The following is a 16,022-nucleotide window of genomic DNA, read 5'->3' as shown; positions in this document are numbered from 1 at the left end:
CGACTGACCGTAGAATCTAACGAACCGTCAGAAACCGCGGGAAGGGGCCGGACGTGGGGAACTTCTTGGCAGGCAAGGTCGTGGCCGTCACCGGCGCGGGCCGCGGCATCGGCCGGGCGGTCGCACTGGCCGCTGCGGCGGCCGGGGCGCGGGTGGTCGTCAACGACTACGGCGTCTTGGTCGGAGGCGGCGAGCCGACGTCCGAGATCGCGTCGGCGGTCGTCAAGGAGATCGTCGCGGCGGGCGGCGAAGCGGTCGCCGTTGCCGACGACATCTCCACCATGGCCGGGGGCCGGCGGCTCGTGGACGTCGCGCTCGCCGAGTACGGGCGGATCGACGGAGTCGTGTGCGTGGCCGGGATCCTGCGCGAGCGGATGCTCTTCAACATGTCCGAGGAGGAGTGGGACCCGGTGGTCGCCACCCATCTCAAGGGCACGTTCACGGTCTTCCGGGCGGCGTCCGCGGTGATGCGCAAACAGGGCGCCGGAACCCTGATCGGCTTCACCAGCGGCAACCACCAGGGGAGCGTGGCGCAGGCCAACTACTCCGCAGCGAAGGGCGGCATCATCTCACTCGTCCGCAGCGCGGCGCTGGGCCTCAGCAAATACGGCGTCACGGCGAACGCGGTCGCGCCGGTTGCCCGTACGCGCATGTCCGCGAACGTCCCGACGGAGCTCAAGGAGATCGGCGAGCCGGAGGATGTGGCGGCGCTGGTCGTCTACCTGCTCTCCGATCGCGCCCGCGAGGAACGGATCACGGGCCAGGTCTACACGATCGCAGGCCCGAAGATCGCGGTGTGGGCGCAGCCGAGGGAACTGCGGGCCGGATACGCGGAGGGCGGCTGGACCCCGGAGAAGATCGCGGACTTCCTGCCGGGGACGGTGGGGGTGGACCCGATGCCGATGCTGGCGCGCGTCGAGGACATGGCGAGGGCGGCGGCGTCGGGGGACCGCCCGAACGGATAGAAGGCCCGCCCGTGCGGCCGAGCCGCATATCCAGCCCGTGCGGCGCTTGAGGACATGCGGCCGAAGGTCGCATGCGCGGCACAACTCCTGGGAGAAACCGTGGACTTCGAGTTCGGCCCAGCCGACGAGGCCTTCCGCGCCGACGCCCGCGCCTGGCTCGACGCGCACCCCGTCCCCACCCCCCGCGCCTGGGAACGCGAGCTCGGCCTCGCCGGCTGGATCGGGATCGGCTGGGCCGAAGCCGGGTACGGGAACCGGCGGGCCGATCTCACCCAGCAGGTCGTCTGGGCCGAGGAGTACGCCCGCGCCGGCGCCCCCGCCCGCGTCGGCCACATCGGCGAGAACCTGCTCGCGCCCACGCTCATCGAGCACGGCACCGAGCAGCAGAAGGCGCGCTTCCTGCCCGCGATCGCCCGTGGCGACGAGCTCTGGTGCCAGGGCTACAGCGAACCCGGCGCCGGATCCGATCTCGCCGGGATCAGGACCGCCGCGGTCCGGGACCAGGACACGTACCGGATCGACGGGCAGAAGATCTGGACCTCCCTCGCCCAGGACGCCGACTGGTGCTTCGTCCTGGCCAGGACAGAGCCCGGCTCGCGGCGCCACCATGGTCTCTCCTTCCTCCTCGTGCCCATGGACCAGCCGGGCCGTATCGACGTACGCCCCATCCGCCAGATGACCGGCACGAGCGAGTTCAACGAGGTCTTCTTCGACGGCGCCGAGGCCCGTGCCGAGCATCTCGTGGGCGGCGAGGGCAACGGCTGGCAGGTCGCGATGAGCCTGCTCGGCTTCGAGCGCGGGGTATCCACCCTGACCCAGCAGATCGGATTCGCCGAAGAGCTGGAGCGCGTGATCCGGCTGGCCCTTCAGAGCGGCGCCGCGGGCGATCCCGTGCTCGCGGACCGGCTCGTACGCCAGTGGGCCGAGCTGCGCACCATGCGCTGGAACGCCCTGCGCACGCTGGGCAGTTCGGATGACCCCGGCGCACCGAGCGTCGCCAAGCTGCTGTGGGGCGGCTGGCACCGGCGTCTCGGCGAACTCGCCATGGCCGTCCGGGGCGCCGCCGCGGCCATCGGCCCGTACGACTGGAGCCGCGAGCGCCCATACGAACTCGACGCACTGCAGCACCTGTTCCTCTTCACCCGCGCCGACACGATCTACGGCGGCTCGGACGAAATCCAGCGCAACATCATCGCCGAGCGGGTGCTCGGCCTACCGAGGGAGCCGAGATGAGAGGCGTCGTCTTCGACGGCAAGCAGCCCCAGGTGGTCGACGATCTGGAGATACGGGACCCGGGGCCCGGCGAGGTGCTGGTCGCCGTCGCCGCCGCCGGGCTGTGTCACAGCGATCTGTCCGTGATCGACGGCACCATCCCCTTCCCCGTGCCGGTCGTCCTCGGACACGAGGGCGCGGGCGTGGTCGAGGCGGTCGGCGCGGGCGTCGGTCATGTCGTGCCCGGCGACCATGTCTCGCTCTCCACACTCGCCAACTGCGGCGCCTGCGCCGACTGCGACCGCGGCCGTCCCACGATGTGCCGCAAGGCGATCGGCCGTCCCGGGCAGCCCTTCTCCCGCGGCGGCGAACCTCTCTTCCAGTTCGCCTCCAGCTCCGTCTTCGCAGAACGCACGATCGTCAGGGCCGTCCAGGCGGTGAAGATCCCCAGCGCGCTGTCGCTGACGTCAGCCGCGCTGATCGGCTGCGGGGTTCTGACGGGCGTCGGAGCCGTACTGAACCGGGCAAAGGTGGAGCGCGGCGACACCGTCGTCGTGATCGGGACCGGCGGCATCGGGCTGAACGTCATCCAGGGCGCACGGATCGCGGGCGCGTCCGCGATCGTCGCCGTCGACTCGAACCCGGCGAAGGAGGCCGCGGCCCGGCAGTTCGGGGCGACGGCCTTCTTTCCGTCGGCCGAAGGCGTGCGGGACACCCTCCCGACCGGCGCGGACCATGTCTTCGAGTGCGTCGGGCACGTCGGCCTGATCCGGCAGGCGATCGAACTGCTCGACCGGCGCGGGCAGGCGATCCTGCTGGGGATGCCGTCGGCGACGGCTGAGGCGTCCTTCGTGCCCGCGGCGATGTTCCTGGACAAGTCCATCCTGGGCTGCCGTTACGGCTCCTCGCGCCCGCAGCACGACATCGCGCTGTACGCGGAGCTGTACCGGCAGGGCCGGCTGCTGCTGGACGAGCTGGTGACCGAGACGTATCCGGTCGAGGACTTCGCGAAGGCGGCGGACGACACGCACCATGGGCGGGTGGCGCGGGGCGTGCTGACTTTCTGAACCGCCTCAGGCCGCCGCTTCAGCCGCACACAGCGGGCTCAGCCGCCCGCGGCGGCGCGGAACGCACGGCGGTAGGCGGTCGGCGGGACACCCAGCGCCGCCTGCAGATGCTGCCGCATCGACTGCGCCGTACCGAAGCCCGCGTCCCGTGCCACCTGGTCGACGGAGAGATCCGTGGACTCCAGCAGATGCCTGGCCCGCTCCACGCGCTGCCGCGTCAGCCACTGCCCGGGGCTGATGCCCGCCTCCTCGCGGAAGCGGCGGGTGAACGTCCGTACCGACATGGACTCCCGGTCGGCCATGTCGCGCAGCTGGATCGGCTCGTGGAGCCGACTCAGCGCCCATTCCCGCGCGCCGGTGGTGGTCGCCGACTGCGGTTCGGGGACGGGCCGGTGGATGTACTGGGCCTGCCCGCCGTCGCGGTGCGGCGGTACGACGGTGCGGCGCGCGACGTCGTTGGCGACGGCCGTGCCGTGGTCGCGCCGCACGATGTGCAGGCACAGGTCGATGCCGGCGGCGACGCCCGCCGAGGTGAGGACGTCACCGTCGTCGATGAAGAGCACATCTGCATCGACCTTGACGGAGGGAAAGAGCCGCTGGAAGTGCTCGGCGGACGACCAGTGGGTGGTGGCGGGCCGTCCGTCGAGGTACCCGGCGGCGGCGAGAACGTAACCGCCGGTGCAGATGGAAACCATGCGCGTGCCGGGCCGGATGTGCGCGAGGGCGTCGGCCAGTTCCTCGGTGAGCCGGCCCTCGTCGAAGACGGGACCCAGCTCGTACGAGGCGGGGACGACGACGGTGTCCGCCGTGGCGAGGATCTCCGGGCCGTGCTCGACGTGAATGTCGAAGTCGGCGTCCGTACGGACGGGGCCCGGGCTCAGTGAGCAGGTGACGATCTCGTAGAACGGATGGCCGTCCGTGTCCTTGGCGCGGCCGAAGATCCGGTGCGGAATGCCCAGCTCGAAGGGGAGCAGCCCGGTCAGGGCCAGCACGACAACCCGGTGCGTTCTGTCATCACCCATGGCCCGATCCTATCGAATGCTGTCTGTTGGGCCACTCGTTGGCGGAGGTCCGCCCCCGGATGCTGAGTGACGTGAACGAGACAACCGCTTCGCACGGCAGCCCGGGGACCCTGCGTCGGCCTCCCCGTATTCATCGCGCCTGGTTCGTCGCGATCGTCACCTTTGTGGCGATCATCGGCGCCGCGGCCTTCGCGTCCCTGCCCGGTCTGCTGATCGAGCCACTGCACGAGGAGTTCGCGTGGTAATGCTTTGGGGAACCAGAGGTCTCGTCCATCCGTCTCGGCCCCCCAAGCCCGTGTAGAGCCGCGTCGAGCAAGCGACTTTCCCGTTCTGGAAAGCCGGGGATCTTGACCATGCTGCCCGTAAGCCAGAAGCATCGAACGCGACAAGGACTGTCGACGTGAGGGGAAAGCCATGGGCGCACCGTTGCGGAAGCTGTCGGGAGACCCGGACTGCAAGAACGGAACGTGCCCGACGCTTTGGGGCACGGACGACGGCAAGGACTACGTGGTGCAGGGCTACGTGATCACCGATCCTGAGCGACTGGCACAGCTCGACCTGCCCGAGGGCGAGACGGCAGTCGTGGTTCCGGCCGCAGTGCTTGAGGAGTTCTTCCGTGCTCAGCGGTGAGGAGTTCGGCCGTCTCTTCGAGACCTTCGAGCGGACCGCGTTCCGGCTGGAGACGCTTGACGTGTACGACGTGGAGGAGGAGCGGGAAGAGATCGCTCGGTTCCTCGCGGGTGAGGACATGAGCCCGGAGTGGAGCGACAACCCATGGGTGCGCTCGATGACCGACAAGGGCAAGAGCGTGTCCCGCGTTCATGTCCTGCGCTCCCCTCTGACTGACTACCTGCGTTACGAGCTGTCGGCTTACCCCGGCAACATCAAGGCCGGGGAGTCCATCGCGATCATTGACCTTGCCGAGCAGAAGGTGACCGGCCTACCCGATCACGACTTCTGGCTCTTCGACGACCGTGACGTGTACCGCATGCACTACACCCCCGAGGGCGCGTTCATCGGCGGTGAGCTCCTGCCTGCCGACCGGCTGAGGGAGTACCGGGGTTACCGCGACGTGGCGCTCACCCGCGCCGTGCCGTTCGCGGCCTACTGGGAGCGGCATCACTGACCACGGAGTCGATCGGGAGAGCCCTGCGGGCACTGCGGGAAGCATCGGGACTGACCGGTGACGCGGTAGCCCGCAGGGCTTCCATGTCCGCAGGGAAGCTCTCGAAGATCGAGAACGGCCGGACCCTGCCCACTGTTCAGGACGTCGACCTGATCCTGTCCGCGCTCAGAGTCTCGGACACGGTGAAGGAACAGTTCCTCGAAACTGCCCGAGCCGAGGTCACCGAGGCCACAGCGTGGCGCCTGCTGCGCCGTATGGGCCCGTGGAAGCACCAGAACACGATCAAGGCCATCGACCAACACAGCCGCTCTCAGGCTGTTTCAGGGGCAACTCATCCCCGGACTCCTCCAGACACCGGAGTACACCACGGCGGTGTTCTCCCTGCCTCCAGCTTTGCCGGACGAGACCAAGGCTCGGACGGTGGCAGCGAGGATGGAGCGGCAGGCGACGCTCTACGAAGACGGCCGGTCGTTCTACTTCGTGATCTGTGAGCACGTCCTACGGTGGCTGATCTGCGAGCCAGTCGTGATGGCGGTACAACTCGATCGGCTCGTGTCCCTGTCCCGCCTCCCCAACGTGACCGTTGGGGTGGTGCCCCTGGCTGGTCGGATGCCGGACTTCCCCATGACGTGCTTCAGCATCCACGATGACCGGCTTGTGATCGTCGAGACGTTCCACTCGGAGATCACGACACGGGACCCCAGGGACATGCAGACCTACGTGGACACCTTCGAGCGATTCGCCGGCGTGGCGCTCTACGGCGACGACATGCGCGCCCTCGTCGAGAGCATCCGAGACGAGTTCTTGCCTCAAGAGAAAAGAGGGTAGGGACGCTGGGCCAGAGCCCCAAGGATGGATCACAGCGAGATCCAGGCGGGGAGGCCGTACGGGATGAGTACACCGAAGACGACGATGACGGGGCCGGTACATGTGACAGCTCCGGTCGGGGAGCCGGACCCTGTGGGCGGTTGCGGCGCGTGCCTCGGCATCGCTGTGAATCGAACCAACGCCCGGTCAGTTGGGGACTACTCGAAGGTGTCCGATGCGAACGTCGTTCTCCGTACGCACCTGCGGGAAGAGCACGGGGCCGAGTGATGGTGCGCTCCGTCATGCGGTACGTGAAGCATCGGATCACGCAGCACCCGGACACCGACGTGACCTTCGAAGCGGAGTGCCTTCACTGCAAGTGGACGGCCATGCCCTCTACGGACGGCGCGACGGTCGACGTGGAGTGCATGAGCCACACGGGCCGAAGCGGACACAAGGGGTTCCGGCGTCTCTGTACATCGTTCGCGATGGTGGTCCGGGACGGGTGACCGACAGACCCCCGGCGCATTGAGGGACGGCGAGCACCACGACCGAGGTGCGCTGGAAGGGGGAGCGGTTCGAGCGACCTGCACCCGCTGCGTCTGCCCCTGTAAGCCCGTGGTCGGCAGGGGCAGGCATCGTTACGCCTGTCGGACGGCGTCAGACACCCACGGTTGACAGCGGCCCCCGGCGTAAGCCGAGGGCCTGTCTGTGCCGCTGTGCGCCTGTTCAGGAGATCCCGGCCTGCTGGCAAACGGAGCGAACCGTCATGGCACTCCACTTCGCGGCTCTGCGCGGGGGCAGGCCCTCAGAGTCGAGCTGCGCACCGATGGCCCGGTAGCTCATCCCCTCCGCCCTCAGTTCGAGTATGCGGGCCTGTGCGGCCTGCTCCGTGGGGTTGGGTGCTGCGTCACGCTCTCGCCCCTCTCCGTCCCCGTGGAAGCCGTAGGCGTACGCCCCAACGGCCTTCCGTCCGGATGCTGCCTTGGCCGCACGCCCGTCCCGGAGACGCTTGACCACCATGCGCCGATCGAGTTCGGCGAACACGCCGATGACCTGTCGCATGGCCGTGCGCATCGGGTCGTCAGGGTCATCCTGGTGGACCTCCCCGCCATCGGCGGTGAAGACCTTCCCGCCGTCACGCCAGACCACAGCAAGCGTGGCTTCCTGCACTGTGAGCGCACGGGCCAACCGGTCGAGCCGAGGTATCAGCAGCCCCTCTGCCTCGCCCTCCCTGATGAGCAGCAGAGCTTCTGACAGGCCCGGACGGTCAAGCGCTTCGGTCGCACCAGACACGCCCTCATCGCGCGACACGTGAACGATGCGGTGACCGTTGGTCTTGGCCCACGCCTTGACGGCCTTCTCCTGTACGTCCAGGCCGTGCGAGCTCCGCGCTCACGCGGTGAAGCGGCCGAACGTCCCCCGGTGGAAGAGCAGTGGCGCACCGTCCTCACAGGCGCCGAGGGCTTCCACCCGGCCCACGACGATCAGGTGGTCGCCGCCCGTGTGCACCGCCTGGATCGTGCAGTCGATCCAGGCTGGTACGGATTCCAGGCGCGGCGACCCGGTCGCCGGTGCGCGGTCGTACCCGACGCCCGCGAACTTGTCCGCGCCGCTGATCGCGAAGCCCCGGCACAGCTCGCCCTGGTGCGCGCCCAGGATGTTGACGCAGAAGGCTCCGGCGCCCGCGATGCGCGGCCAGGTCGTCGACGTGCGGGCGACCATGAAGGCGATCAGTGGGGGATCGAGGGAGAGCGAGGCGAAGGACTGGCAGGCGAAACCGGCAGGGCCCGCCTCGTCGTAAGCCGTGACGACGGTGACGCCGGTCGCGAAGTGGCCGAGGACGCGCCGGAATTCGCCCGGGTCGACGGGCAGCCGCTCGTCGTCGCCGACGGCTCGCAGGTCCGGGCGCGGCAAGGCGTCGAACGGCTCGGTGGCCGTGGGGGCCCCGACCGACCTGAGGTATCGGACGGCGGTGGCCGCCATCCCTGCGTGTCCCATCACATCCTCATTGAACCTGACGAGGCGTCAGATTGGAACCCCGTGGAGGGCTGCCACGCCCTAGCTGTATTGACCCGGAGGGTTGTTGACGCGGCTGATGGGTGGCTGGCCTGCGAAACGGCCCCTGCGGCCGGGCGTTCGGCCCGGCCGCAGGGGCCGTCACGGCAAGCGCTTCAGAACATGGGTGAGCGCAGGGGCGGGCGAGGTCTCACAACCCCTGGACGTAGTACGGCTCGAGGGTCATCCAGCCGTTGGAGCGCGCGCCGTCGCGGCGGCCCGTGTCGTTCTTGGCGAGGGTGTACCAGGAGTCGACGTAGTCCGGATCGTCGGTCCACCAGTCGTCCGGAATGGCATCGAGGACCGCGTTCACCAACGGGATGTAGGCGCCCTGATCGGCGATGGTGAGCAGGATTCCGGCGATGGCCTTGGCGAGGTCGCGGTAGTTGGTGCTGCCGTCCTCCTCCATCATCACGACGTCGGCGAGGTTGTACTTGTAGTTGGACCAGTTCACCAGGATCTGGTTGGGGTGGTAGACGACCCCGTCCTTGTCCAGGTAGGGCATCTCGACCGGGTCGACGCGGACCCTGCCGTCCGAGCCGAAGCCGGTCACCAGCGAATAGACTTCGGCGTCGCCCTTGAACCAGGGCTCCTCGTCGTCCGAGAGCGCCACGCCGGTCATACGCGTGGTCCAGAAGCCCGAACCGGTGGTGCTCGCCCGCGGCGCTGTCAGGCCGCGCTCGCCGAACTCCTGGCGCATGACTTTCATGCCCGCGGCAAGGGCCTTGGACTCGTCGATGTCGAGCACATAGACGGGCCGGTCGGGTGTCCTGCCCGCGTCAAGGGTGTGGGCGGCGCCGTTGCTGTCGTATGCGGTGATCGTCTTGGCGTGATCGTCGGCCTCGGCGGCGGCGACCAGCGGAACGGCGCCCGCCTTGAGGTCCTTGCGCATCGAGTCCGCGGCCAGACGCAACCGCAGAAGGGAGCCGGTGTCCGCGCCGAGGCCCTTGGCGGCGGCGATCTGCCGGTCGGCCGAGACCAGCGAGGATGTGAGGCGCTTTCCGGCCTGCGCCGCGGCGGGCCGGCCGGTCAGCGCGCGCAGGTCCCCCTGCTTGTCGGCCAGGACCGCATCACGTACCTGTGAGCGCCAGGTCGCGTCGGCGAGCGAAGCGGCGAGCGCCCGGGCGGTCCGGTCCTCGACGCGGCCGACCGCGGCCGCGGTTGCCGCGCGGGACGAGGGGACCGAGGCGGCCGCCCGGTCACCCGCCCCGGTGCCTGCCGGGGCACCTGCCGCGGGAAACGCGGCAAGCTGGACGGCGGCCAGAGTGCTGACGGAAATGAGGGCACCGGCAAGGAGTTTGGGCCGGGCATGTCTACTGCTCAAGAGGTCCTCCTGAAGCGAGTGGGGGGCTTCCGGGGTCGCATTCGGATGGAGCGTGAGAGCGGTGCACGAGCGATCTACACGAGTAGATCTACTCGCGGGTACAGAATGACGGTGGCATGTCAGAAAAGCAACCGGTCAGTACCCAACTCAGGCCCTGCTGGGGTGAGTTGCCCATGAATGGGAGGACGCTCCAGCGACCCCGGTGCTCCAGGGAGTGTCGACCTAGAACCCCCGGTACTCAGGCGTGCGCCGCTCCACGAAGCTCGCCACGCCCTCGTTCGCATCCCGCGTCGTCATGTTGATCTCCTGCGCGGCGGCCTCCGCGGCGAAGGCTGCGGTCCGGTCGACGTCGAGCGAGGAATTCACCAGCTGCTTGGCGAGCCCGATCGCGCGCGTCGGTCCTGCCGCCAGGCGCTGAGCCCACTCGTGCGCGGTCTTGTTCAACTCCTCCACCGCAACGACCCGGTTGACGAGGCCGAGCCGCTCGGCGTCGGCCGCCGGGAGCGCGTCGCCGAAGAACATCAGCTCCTTTGCGCGCTGCGGTCCGATCAGCCGGGGCAGCAGATACGCCCCGCCCCCGTCGGGGACGAGACCGCGGCGCACGAACACCTCGATGAACGTGGCGGTTTCGGCCGCCAGGACCAGATCGCAGGCGAAGGCCAGATGCGCGCCGATGCCCGCGGCGGTGCCGTTCACCGCGGCGATCACGGGTTTCTCGCAGTCCAGTACCGCGCCGATCAGTCGCTGCGCCCCCAGGCGTATCGTCCGCGCGACGTCCCCGGCGACCCGTTCCCGGGCGGTCTGCGGGGTGCCGCGCAGATCCGCGCCCGCACAGAAGCCCGTGCCGGTCGCGGTGATGACGACGGCCCGCACCTCCGGGTCGGCGGAGGCGGCGGCGAGCAGCTCGGTGATCCTCTCCCGCTGGTCCCAGGTGACGGCGTTCTTCGCCTCGGGGCGGTTGAGGGTGATCCACGAGACGCCGCCCTCCGTGCGGTGGAGTACGTCGGCGCTCACCGGCACACCGCCAGCGCGTCCAGTGCCACGGCGCCCTGACCGCGCGGCAGTACCATCAGGGGATTGATGTCCAGCTCGCAGAGCTCGTCGCCCAGTTCGAGGGCCATCCGCTGGATACGCAGCACGACCTCCACCAGCGCGTCCACATCCACCGGCGGGCCGCCCCTGACCCCGTCCAGCAGCGCGCACCCGCGCAGTTCGCCGAGCATCGCGCGCGCCTGGTCCTCGCCGAAGGGCGGGACGCGTACGGCCGTGTCGTGCAGCACCTCGACCAGCACTCCGCCCAGGCCGACCGCCACCGTCGGCCCGAACAGTGCGTCCTGAGTCACGCCGACGACCATCTCGACGCCCCGCTCGACCATCTGGCAGACCAGGATCCCGTCCAGGTCCACGCCCTCGTAGCGTGCGATGTCGGTCAGCTCGCGATAGGCGTCACGTACCTGGCTGGCCGAGGTCAGCCCGACCTTGACCAGGCCCAGTTCGGTCTTGTGGGCGAGCTGTGTCCCGGACGCCTTCATGACGACGGGGTAGCCGACCAGGCCCGCGGCCCGGACCGCCGCGGCGGCGCTGGTCACCAGCTGTTCGCGCGGCACGCGGATTCCGTACGCCCGCAGCAGCGACTTCGCCGCGTGCTCGCTCAGCTGCTTGCCCGGGCGCATCAGCGCCTGCGCCTTGCGGAAGGAGGGGGAGGGGGTGCGCGGCGCCTCGTCGAAGGGCGAGAGATAGCCGGTGGTGAAGCGGTGGTGGTCCAGATACGCGCGGACGGCCGTGATGCAGTTGCCGAAGGTACGGAACGTGGCGAGGCGCGATGACCCGAGCAGCGTCTCGCGGTACGCCGCCTCCGTACCCACCGGCGATCCCCACACCACGCACACCAGCTTGTCCGTGGCCTCCGCCGCGTCCGCCAGGTCCTGGGCGAGCTTGTCGCTCATCGGCGGGAACGGGCCGGTGATGGGACAGATCAGCACCCCGACCGACGGGTCGTCGAGTATCGCGTCGATGATCTTGCGGCCGCGCCAGTCGCCCACCGGGTGCCCGCCGTTGTCCACGGGGTTCGCGACGTTCAGATACTCCGGTATCCAGGTGTGGAGCTCGGCCTGCTTGCCGGCGGAGAGCTGCGGGAGCTTCAGCCCGGCCGCCGTCGCCAGGTCCGAGAAGTGCGCGCCTGTGCCGCCGGAGATCGAATAGACGACGACACCGTCGGCCACCGGCCTGCGCGCCCGCGCCAACAGCGCGGCGGTGTCCTGGAGTTCGTCGAGCCCGTCCACGCGGATCACCCCGAACTGCCGCATGGCCGCGTCCACCACCTGGTCGGCACCGGTCAGCTTGCCGGTGTGCGAGGCGGCCGTCCGCGCCCCGGTCTTGGTCCGCCCGACCTTCACAGCGACGACCGGCACGCCGCGCCGCGCGGCCCGGTCGGCGGCGAGCAGGAACGAGCGGCCGTCCTTGAGGCCCTCCACGTAGCAGGCGATGGCCCCGACCTCGGGCCGCTCGGCGAAGTACGAGATGAAGTCGGAGGTTTCCAGATCGGCCTCGTTGCCGGTGGGCGCCCAGTGGGAGAGCCGTACGCCGAGCTCCTGCAGGGCGAAGACGGGCCGCCCCTGGTGCCCCGACTGCGTGATCAGCGCGATGGCCGGCCCCTGAAGGTCCTCCCGGAACTTCTCGAATGCGTTGAGATTGGTGTTGGGCCCGAGCAGCCGCAGCCCCGACCGCTCCACCGCTGCCGCCAGCCGGGCCTGCGCCGTCGCACCCTCCTGGCCGGTCTCGGCATAGCCGGATGCGAAGGCGACGGCGAACTTGACCTTGGCCTCGGCCAGTTCCTCGATGACCGGCAGCGGATCGCCGACCAGCAGCACGGCGAGATCGACCTGCTCGGGCAACTCGGCGACGGAGGGGACACAGCGCAGTCCGAAGACGCTCTCCCGGGAGCGATGCACGGGATACAGCCGTGCCCCGACGCGCTCGGCCCAGTCGACGAGCTGCCGGGTGATACCGGTGTTGGGCCGCCCGCCGTCGTCGGACGCCCCGACGACGGCGACGGAAGCAGGCCGGAAGAAACGGTCCAGATCGGGCACGGCCGAGTACAAGGGCCGACCGCTGACATCCAGATCACCGTCGACGGCGGTGACCGCGGCCGTGTCATGGACGGCGTTGCGGGGCTGTTCCCCGCAGGCCACCACACGTGCGCGGAGGTCGGAGGTGAGGGTGCCGTGAGTTGATCCAAGCATCGCTGTGCCCCGCTCCTGCTCGTTGGCCATTTAACTGACGTATAGTCAGATTACAGACCTGACGACCAGTCAGGAACACTCCTGCGTGTACGTGCTTTGTTCCCACCCAGCCTCGCCCCGAACTGCGGGCGCCTCCTCAATCGCCGGAGGGGCTGAAAATGAGCCCTCAGGCGGGCGGATTTGAGTGTGCGCGCCGGTACGGGGTCAGCCCGCCGCCACCGCCCGCGCGATCCGCCGCGCGTCGATCGCCAGCTCCCGGAACATCCCGCTGATCGGGTTCGTGAACCCCGTGAAGTACAGCCCCGGTGCCGTCTCGGGCGACCTTCCCCCGTGCACCACCGGCCGTCCCCGTTCGTCCAGTACACCGAGGTGGCCGACCATGCCCTCCAGGGCCCGGCGGTAGCCCGTCGCCGCGATCACCGTGTCCGGGGAGATCCGGGTGCCGTCCGCGAGGACCGCCTTGCCGGCGTCGAAGGAGTCCAGCGCCGCGACCGGTTCGACCTTGCCGGTGAGTACCGCGTCGATCAGGCCCACGTCCTGGACCGGGATCGCGCCTTCCTTGACGCGGGAGTACAGGCCCGTGTCCGGGCGTGGCAGGCCCTGTTCGGCGAGGTCGGGAACAGCGATGCGGCGCATGATGTCGCCCGCCCGGTCCACGAGGCGGACCGGCAGCCGGCGGACCAGGATGCCGGTGCGCTGGGCGGGCCAGCCCGCGGTCGAGCGGCGGACGATGTGCGGGATCGTCCGTACGGCGATGCGGACCTTGGCGGCCCCGCCCTCCACCAGGTCGACGGCTATCTCCGCGCCCGTGTTGCCGATGCCGACGACCAGCACGTCCTTGCCCGCGTAGGGCGCTGCGTTGCGGTACTCGCCCGCGTGCAGCAGTTCACCGGTGTACGCCTCGTGGCCCGGCCAGTCCGGCAGCCTCGGGGTGTGGTTGAAGCCCGTGGCGACCACGACGGCCCGGCCGGTCAGCTGCCGGCCGCCGGTGGCGTGGAGCAGCCAGTCGGCGCCGGGCTGCTCGATACGGGAGACCTCGACGCCCGTGACGATCTCCAGCTCGTGGAACTCCGCGTACTTCTCCAGGTAGCGGATCACGTTGTCGCGGGAGACCCAGCGGCCGAACTGCCGCGGCATCGCGAGCCCGGGCAGCCCGGAGAGCCGCCGGGTGGTGTGCAGGTGCAGCCGGTCGTAATGCCTGCGCCAGGACGCGCCCACGGACTCGGACTTCTCCAGCACCACCGCTCGTACGCCCCGCTCCCGAAGTGCCGCGGCTGCCGCGAGACCACCCGGGCCGGCGCCGATCACGTACACGGGCCGGTCATTGGTGAGCGTGATGTCCTTTTCGTCGGCCATGAACCGTGAGCGTAATCGCGTGATTACTCGATGGGTCTCAGTCAAGACGGGAATTGGTTGCGAATTGATCACGCCCGCACACCTCTTGCGCACATGCCTTCGCATCCGCTGAACTGACGTACCGTCAGAATTAAGAGAGAGGGAGTCCGGGATGGAGACCGTCTGGCTCGCCGGCGCCGAATGGCTGGCCGTACTCCGCATCGGTCTCGGCCTGTGGTGGCTGGAGAGCTGGCGCCACAAGGACAAGAAGGGCTGGTTCGAGCGCGGCACCGGCATTTCCTGGGCCGCCGACGTCGCGGGCAGGCACAGATGGCCCGTGGTGAAGAACGGCTTCGAGAAGGTGGTCCAGCCGCGCCCCAGGGCCATGGCGTACATCGTCGTCTACGCCGAACTCGCCCTCGGTCTCGGACTGATCGTCGGCTTCCTCACCCCGATCGCCCTCCTCGGCGGACTGCTCCTCAACCTGATCTATCTGGTCCTGATGATCCACGACTGGGCCGAACAGGGGCAGAACGCCATGATGGCACTCATATCGTTCGTCGCCCTCTTCGCCATGTCCTGGCAGACCTGGTCCCTCGACAGCGCGCTCGGACTGTTCTGATGCCCGCGGCACCCCGCTTCGACCTGCCCGAGGCCGACGACTTCACCCGGCCGTTCTGGGACGCGGCTGCCGAAGGCCGGCTGCTGATCCGCCGCTGCCGTGCCTGCGCGAAGGCGCACCACTACCCGCGGGAGTTCTGCCCGTACTGCTGGGGCGAGGACGTCGAATGGGAGCGGGCGAGCGGCCGGGCCACGCTCTACACATGGTCGGTCGTGCACCGCAATGACCTCCCGCCGTTCGGTGAGCGCGTTCCGTACACCGCCGCGGTCGTCGATCTTGCCGAAGGTCCGCGGATGATGACGGAAATCGTCGAGTGCCCGCAGGCGGAGCTGCGGATCGGCATGGAGCTGGAGGTCACCTTTCGTGCGGACGCCACGGGCGCTGCGGATGCTGCCGAGGGGGACGGCGTGGCCGTCCCGGTGTTCCGGCCGGCGGATCAGGGCCAGAGCAACTCCCTCACCCAGGAGTCCTCTTCGCGCCGGTAGCGCAGCCGGATGTGGCGCCGCTGCCCGTCCCCCTGGAAGAACTCCACCTCGTACGGCCCCAGCACATAGAGCGTCCAGGTCGGCACCGGCAGGTCCGGCTCCCTCCGGGCCCGGTCCCACGCGGCCTGCGAGGCGTACATCAACTCGTCCTGGGAATCCAGGACTTCACTCTGGCGGCCGGTGAGCGCGGCGGCCAGAGCGCCGGTCGAGCGGGCATGCAGATCGGCCTGGCTCTCCGGCGGGCTGCCCGACGTCACCCGTCCGCGGATCCGGATCTGGCGGCCCTGCGCCGCCCAGTAGAAGCCCAGGGCGGCCTCGGGGTTCGCGGCCAGCTGCCGGCCCTTCGCGCTGGTGGAGTGGGAGGCGAAGTGCCAGCCGCGCTCGTCCGCGTCGTGCAGAATCAGCGTCCGTACGTCGGGAAGCCCTAGCTCGTCCACGGTCGCCAGCGTCATGGTGTGCGGCTCGGCCTGAGCTGCGGCCACGGCCTCCGCGAACCACCGGTGGAACAGCGGCAGCGGTGTTCCGGGCGCGGTGGCCGGGTCGAACGCGGGAAGCTCGGTGTCCCACACCCGCTGCGCGTGCAGCAGCGTACGGAACGCCTTCTGATCGTTGCCCCTGTGATCCATACGGTCCATACGGCCAGTCAACACCAGCGGATGCGCCCGGACGACGCGACAACCGCGCGGACCGCCAGGAGGAGGACCCGCCCGTGACCAGTCCGAGGGCGAGCCCGAAGAGCTTGCCCGGTCCGAGGTTC

Annotated in this window: 16 protein-coding genes and 2 pseudogenes; 10 read left to right on the top strand and 8 right to left on the bottom strand. The window is 69.6% G+C overall.

What is annotated here, in order from left to right; genetic code table 11:
• Nucleotides 1-53 precede the first annotated feature (53 nt).
• From FBY35_RS34080 to FBY35_RS34070, 3 genes are all read left to right on the top strand, one after another.
• A complete protein-coding gene (locus FBY35_RS34080; protein ID WP_142217750.1) occupies nucleotides 54-965 on the top strand; it encodes an SDR family oxidoreductase in 912 nt (303 codons plus the stop codon).
• Nucleotides 966-1,064: 99 nt separating this feature from the next.
• Complete coding sequence (locus FBY35_RS34075) at nucleotides 1,065-2,198, top strand: acyl-CoA dehydrogenase family protein (RefSeq protein ID WP_142218320.1); 1,134 nt, start codon at nucleotides 1,065-1,067, stop codon at nucleotides 2,196-2,198.
• Entirely contained in the window at nucleotides 2,195-3,244 is a 1,050-nt protein-coding gene (locus tag FBY35_RS34070) for a Zn-dependent alcohol dehydrogenase (protein ID WP_142217749.1), read from the top strand. Before FBY35_RS34075 ends, FBY35_RS34070 begins: the two co-directional genes overlap by 4 nt.
• Before the next feature lie 38 nt (nucleotides 3,245-3,282).
• Here the strand turns inward: FBY35_RS34070 and FBY35_RS34065 are convergent, their stop codons facing one another.
• Nucleotides 3,283-4,266 (bottom strand): GlxA family transcriptional regulator, encoded by a 984-nt coding sequence (locus tag FBY35_RS34065; RefSeq protein WP_142217748.1) that lies wholly within the window; start codon nucleotides 4,264-4,266, stop codon nucleotides 3,283-3,285.
• Nucleotides 4,267-4,325: 59 nt separating this feature from the next.
• Between FBY35_RS34065 and FBY35_RS34060 the strand changes: the two are divergent.
• The 5 genes and pseudogenes from FBY35_RS34060 to FBY35_RS34045 form a co-directional block, all read left to right on the top strand.
• Nucleotides 4,326-4,508 (top strand): annotated as a pseudogene (locus FBY35_RS34060) (MFS transporter); the annotation flags it as partial.
• Nucleotides 4,509-4,680: 172 nt separating this feature from the next.
• Complete coding sequence (locus FBY35_RS34055) at nucleotides 4,681-4,896, top strand: hypothetical protein (RefSeq protein ID WP_142217747.1); 216 nt, start codon at nucleotides 4,681-4,683, stop codon at nucleotides 4,894-4,896.
• Complete coding sequence (locus FBY35_RS34050; RefSeq protein WP_142217746.1) at nucleotides 4,883-5,392, top strand: DUF6879 family protein; 510 nt, start codon at nucleotides 4,883-4,885, stop codon at nucleotides 5,390-5,392. Before FBY35_RS34055 ends, FBY35_RS34050 begins: the two co-directional genes overlap by 14 nt.
• Nucleotides 5,374-5,517: pseudogene (locus FBY35_RS37840) on the top strand (helix-turn-helix domain-containing protein); the annotation flags it as partial. The gene FBY35_RS34050 and the pseudogene FBY35_RS37840, both read left to right, overlap by 19 nt.
• A 79-nt stretch (nucleotides 5,518-5,596) precedes the next feature.
• Nucleotides 5,597-6,220, top strand: a complete 624-nt coding sequence (locus FBY35_RS34045) for a DUF5753 domain-containing protein (RefSeq protein ID WP_313904729.1) — start codon at nucleotides 5,597-5,599, stop codon at nucleotides 6,218-6,220.
• Between the two features lie 708 nt (nucleotides 6,221-6,928).
• Here FBY35_RS34045 and FBY35_RS34030 read toward each other — a convergent pair.
• From FBY35_RS34030 to FBY35_RS34005, 6 genes are all read right to left on the bottom strand, one after another.
• Nucleotides 6,929-7,576 (bottom strand): recombinase family protein, encoded by a 648-nt coding sequence (locus FBY35_RS34030; RefSeq protein WP_142217743.1) that lies wholly within the window; start codon nucleotides 7,574-7,576, stop codon nucleotides 6,929-6,931.
• Nucleotides 7,577-7,594: 18 nt separating this feature from the next.
• On the bottom strand, nucleotides 7,595-8,185 hold the full coding sequence (locus FBY35_RS34025; RefSeq protein WP_142218319.1) for a flavin reductase family protein: 591 nt from the start codon (nucleotides 8,183-8,185) through the stop codon (nucleotides 7,595-7,597).
• Between the two features lie 223 nt (nucleotides 8,186-8,408).
• Entirely contained in the window at nucleotides 8,409-9,581 is a 1,173-nt protein-coding gene (locus FBY35_RS34020; protein WP_142217742.1) for a DUF3103 family protein, read from the bottom strand.
• 222 nt (nucleotides 9,582-9,803) lie between these two features.
• The gene (locus FBY35_RS34015; protein ID WP_260848905.1) at nucleotides 9,804-10,601 is read right to left on the bottom strand and encodes an enoyl-CoA hydratase/isomerase family protein; all 798 of its coding nucleotides are present in this window, start codon (nucleotides 10,599-10,601) and stop codon (nucleotides 9,804-9,806) included.
• On the bottom strand, nucleotides 10,592-12,823 hold the full coding sequence (locus tag FBY35_RS34010; RefSeq protein ID WP_142217741.1) for an acetate--CoA ligase family protein: 2,232 nt from the start codon (nucleotides 12,821-12,823) through the stop codon (nucleotides 10,592-10,594). Before FBY35_RS34010 ends, FBY35_RS34015 begins: the two co-directional genes overlap by 10 nt.
• 204 nt (nucleotides 12,824-13,027) lie before the next feature.
• On the bottom strand, nucleotides 13,028-14,179 hold the full coding sequence (locus tag FBY35_RS34005; RefSeq protein WP_142217740.1) for an NAD(P)/FAD-dependent oxidoreductase: 1,152 nt from the start codon (nucleotides 14,177-14,179) through the stop codon (nucleotides 13,028-13,030).
• A gap of 151 nt (nucleotides 14,180-14,330) precedes the next feature.
• Here FBY35_RS34005 and FBY35_RS34000 point away from each other — a divergent pair, with 151 nt between their 5' ends.
• Nucleotides 14,331-14,780 carry a DoxX family membrane protein gene (locus FBY35_RS34000; RefSeq protein ID WP_142217739.1) on the top strand — a complete coding sequence of 150 codons (450 nt, stop codon included), beginning with the start codon at nucleotides 14,331-14,333 and terminating at the stop codon, nucleotides 14,778-14,780.
• Nucleotides 14,780-15,265, top strand: coding sequence for a Zn-ribbon domain-containing OB-fold protein (locus FBY35_RS33995; RefSeq protein ID WP_142217738.1), 486 nt, complete (start codon nucleotides 14,780-14,782; stop codon nucleotides 15,263-15,265). Before FBY35_RS34000 ends, FBY35_RS33995 begins: the two co-directional genes overlap by 1 nt.
• Here the strand turns inward: FBY35_RS33995 and FBY35_RS33990 are convergent.
• The gene (locus FBY35_RS33990) at nucleotides 15,217-15,891 is read right to left on the bottom strand and encodes a pyridoxal 5'-phosphate synthase (protein WP_142218317.1); all 675 of its coding nucleotides are present in this window, start codon (nucleotides 15,889-15,891) and stop codon (nucleotides 15,217-15,219) included. The two genes, FBY35_RS33995 and FBY35_RS33990, sit on opposite strands and share 49 nt — an antisense overlap.
• Nucleotides 15,892-16,022 lie beyond the last annotated feature (131 nt).

The sequence above is a fragment of the Streptomyces sp. SLBN-118 genome (assembly GCF_006715635.1).
Lineage (GTDB): Bacteria > Actinomycetota > Actinomycetes > Streptomycetales > Streptomycetaceae > Streptomyces.
Note: the sequence above shows the minus strand (reverse complement) of the source record. Positions and strands in the feature narration are given on the sequence as shown.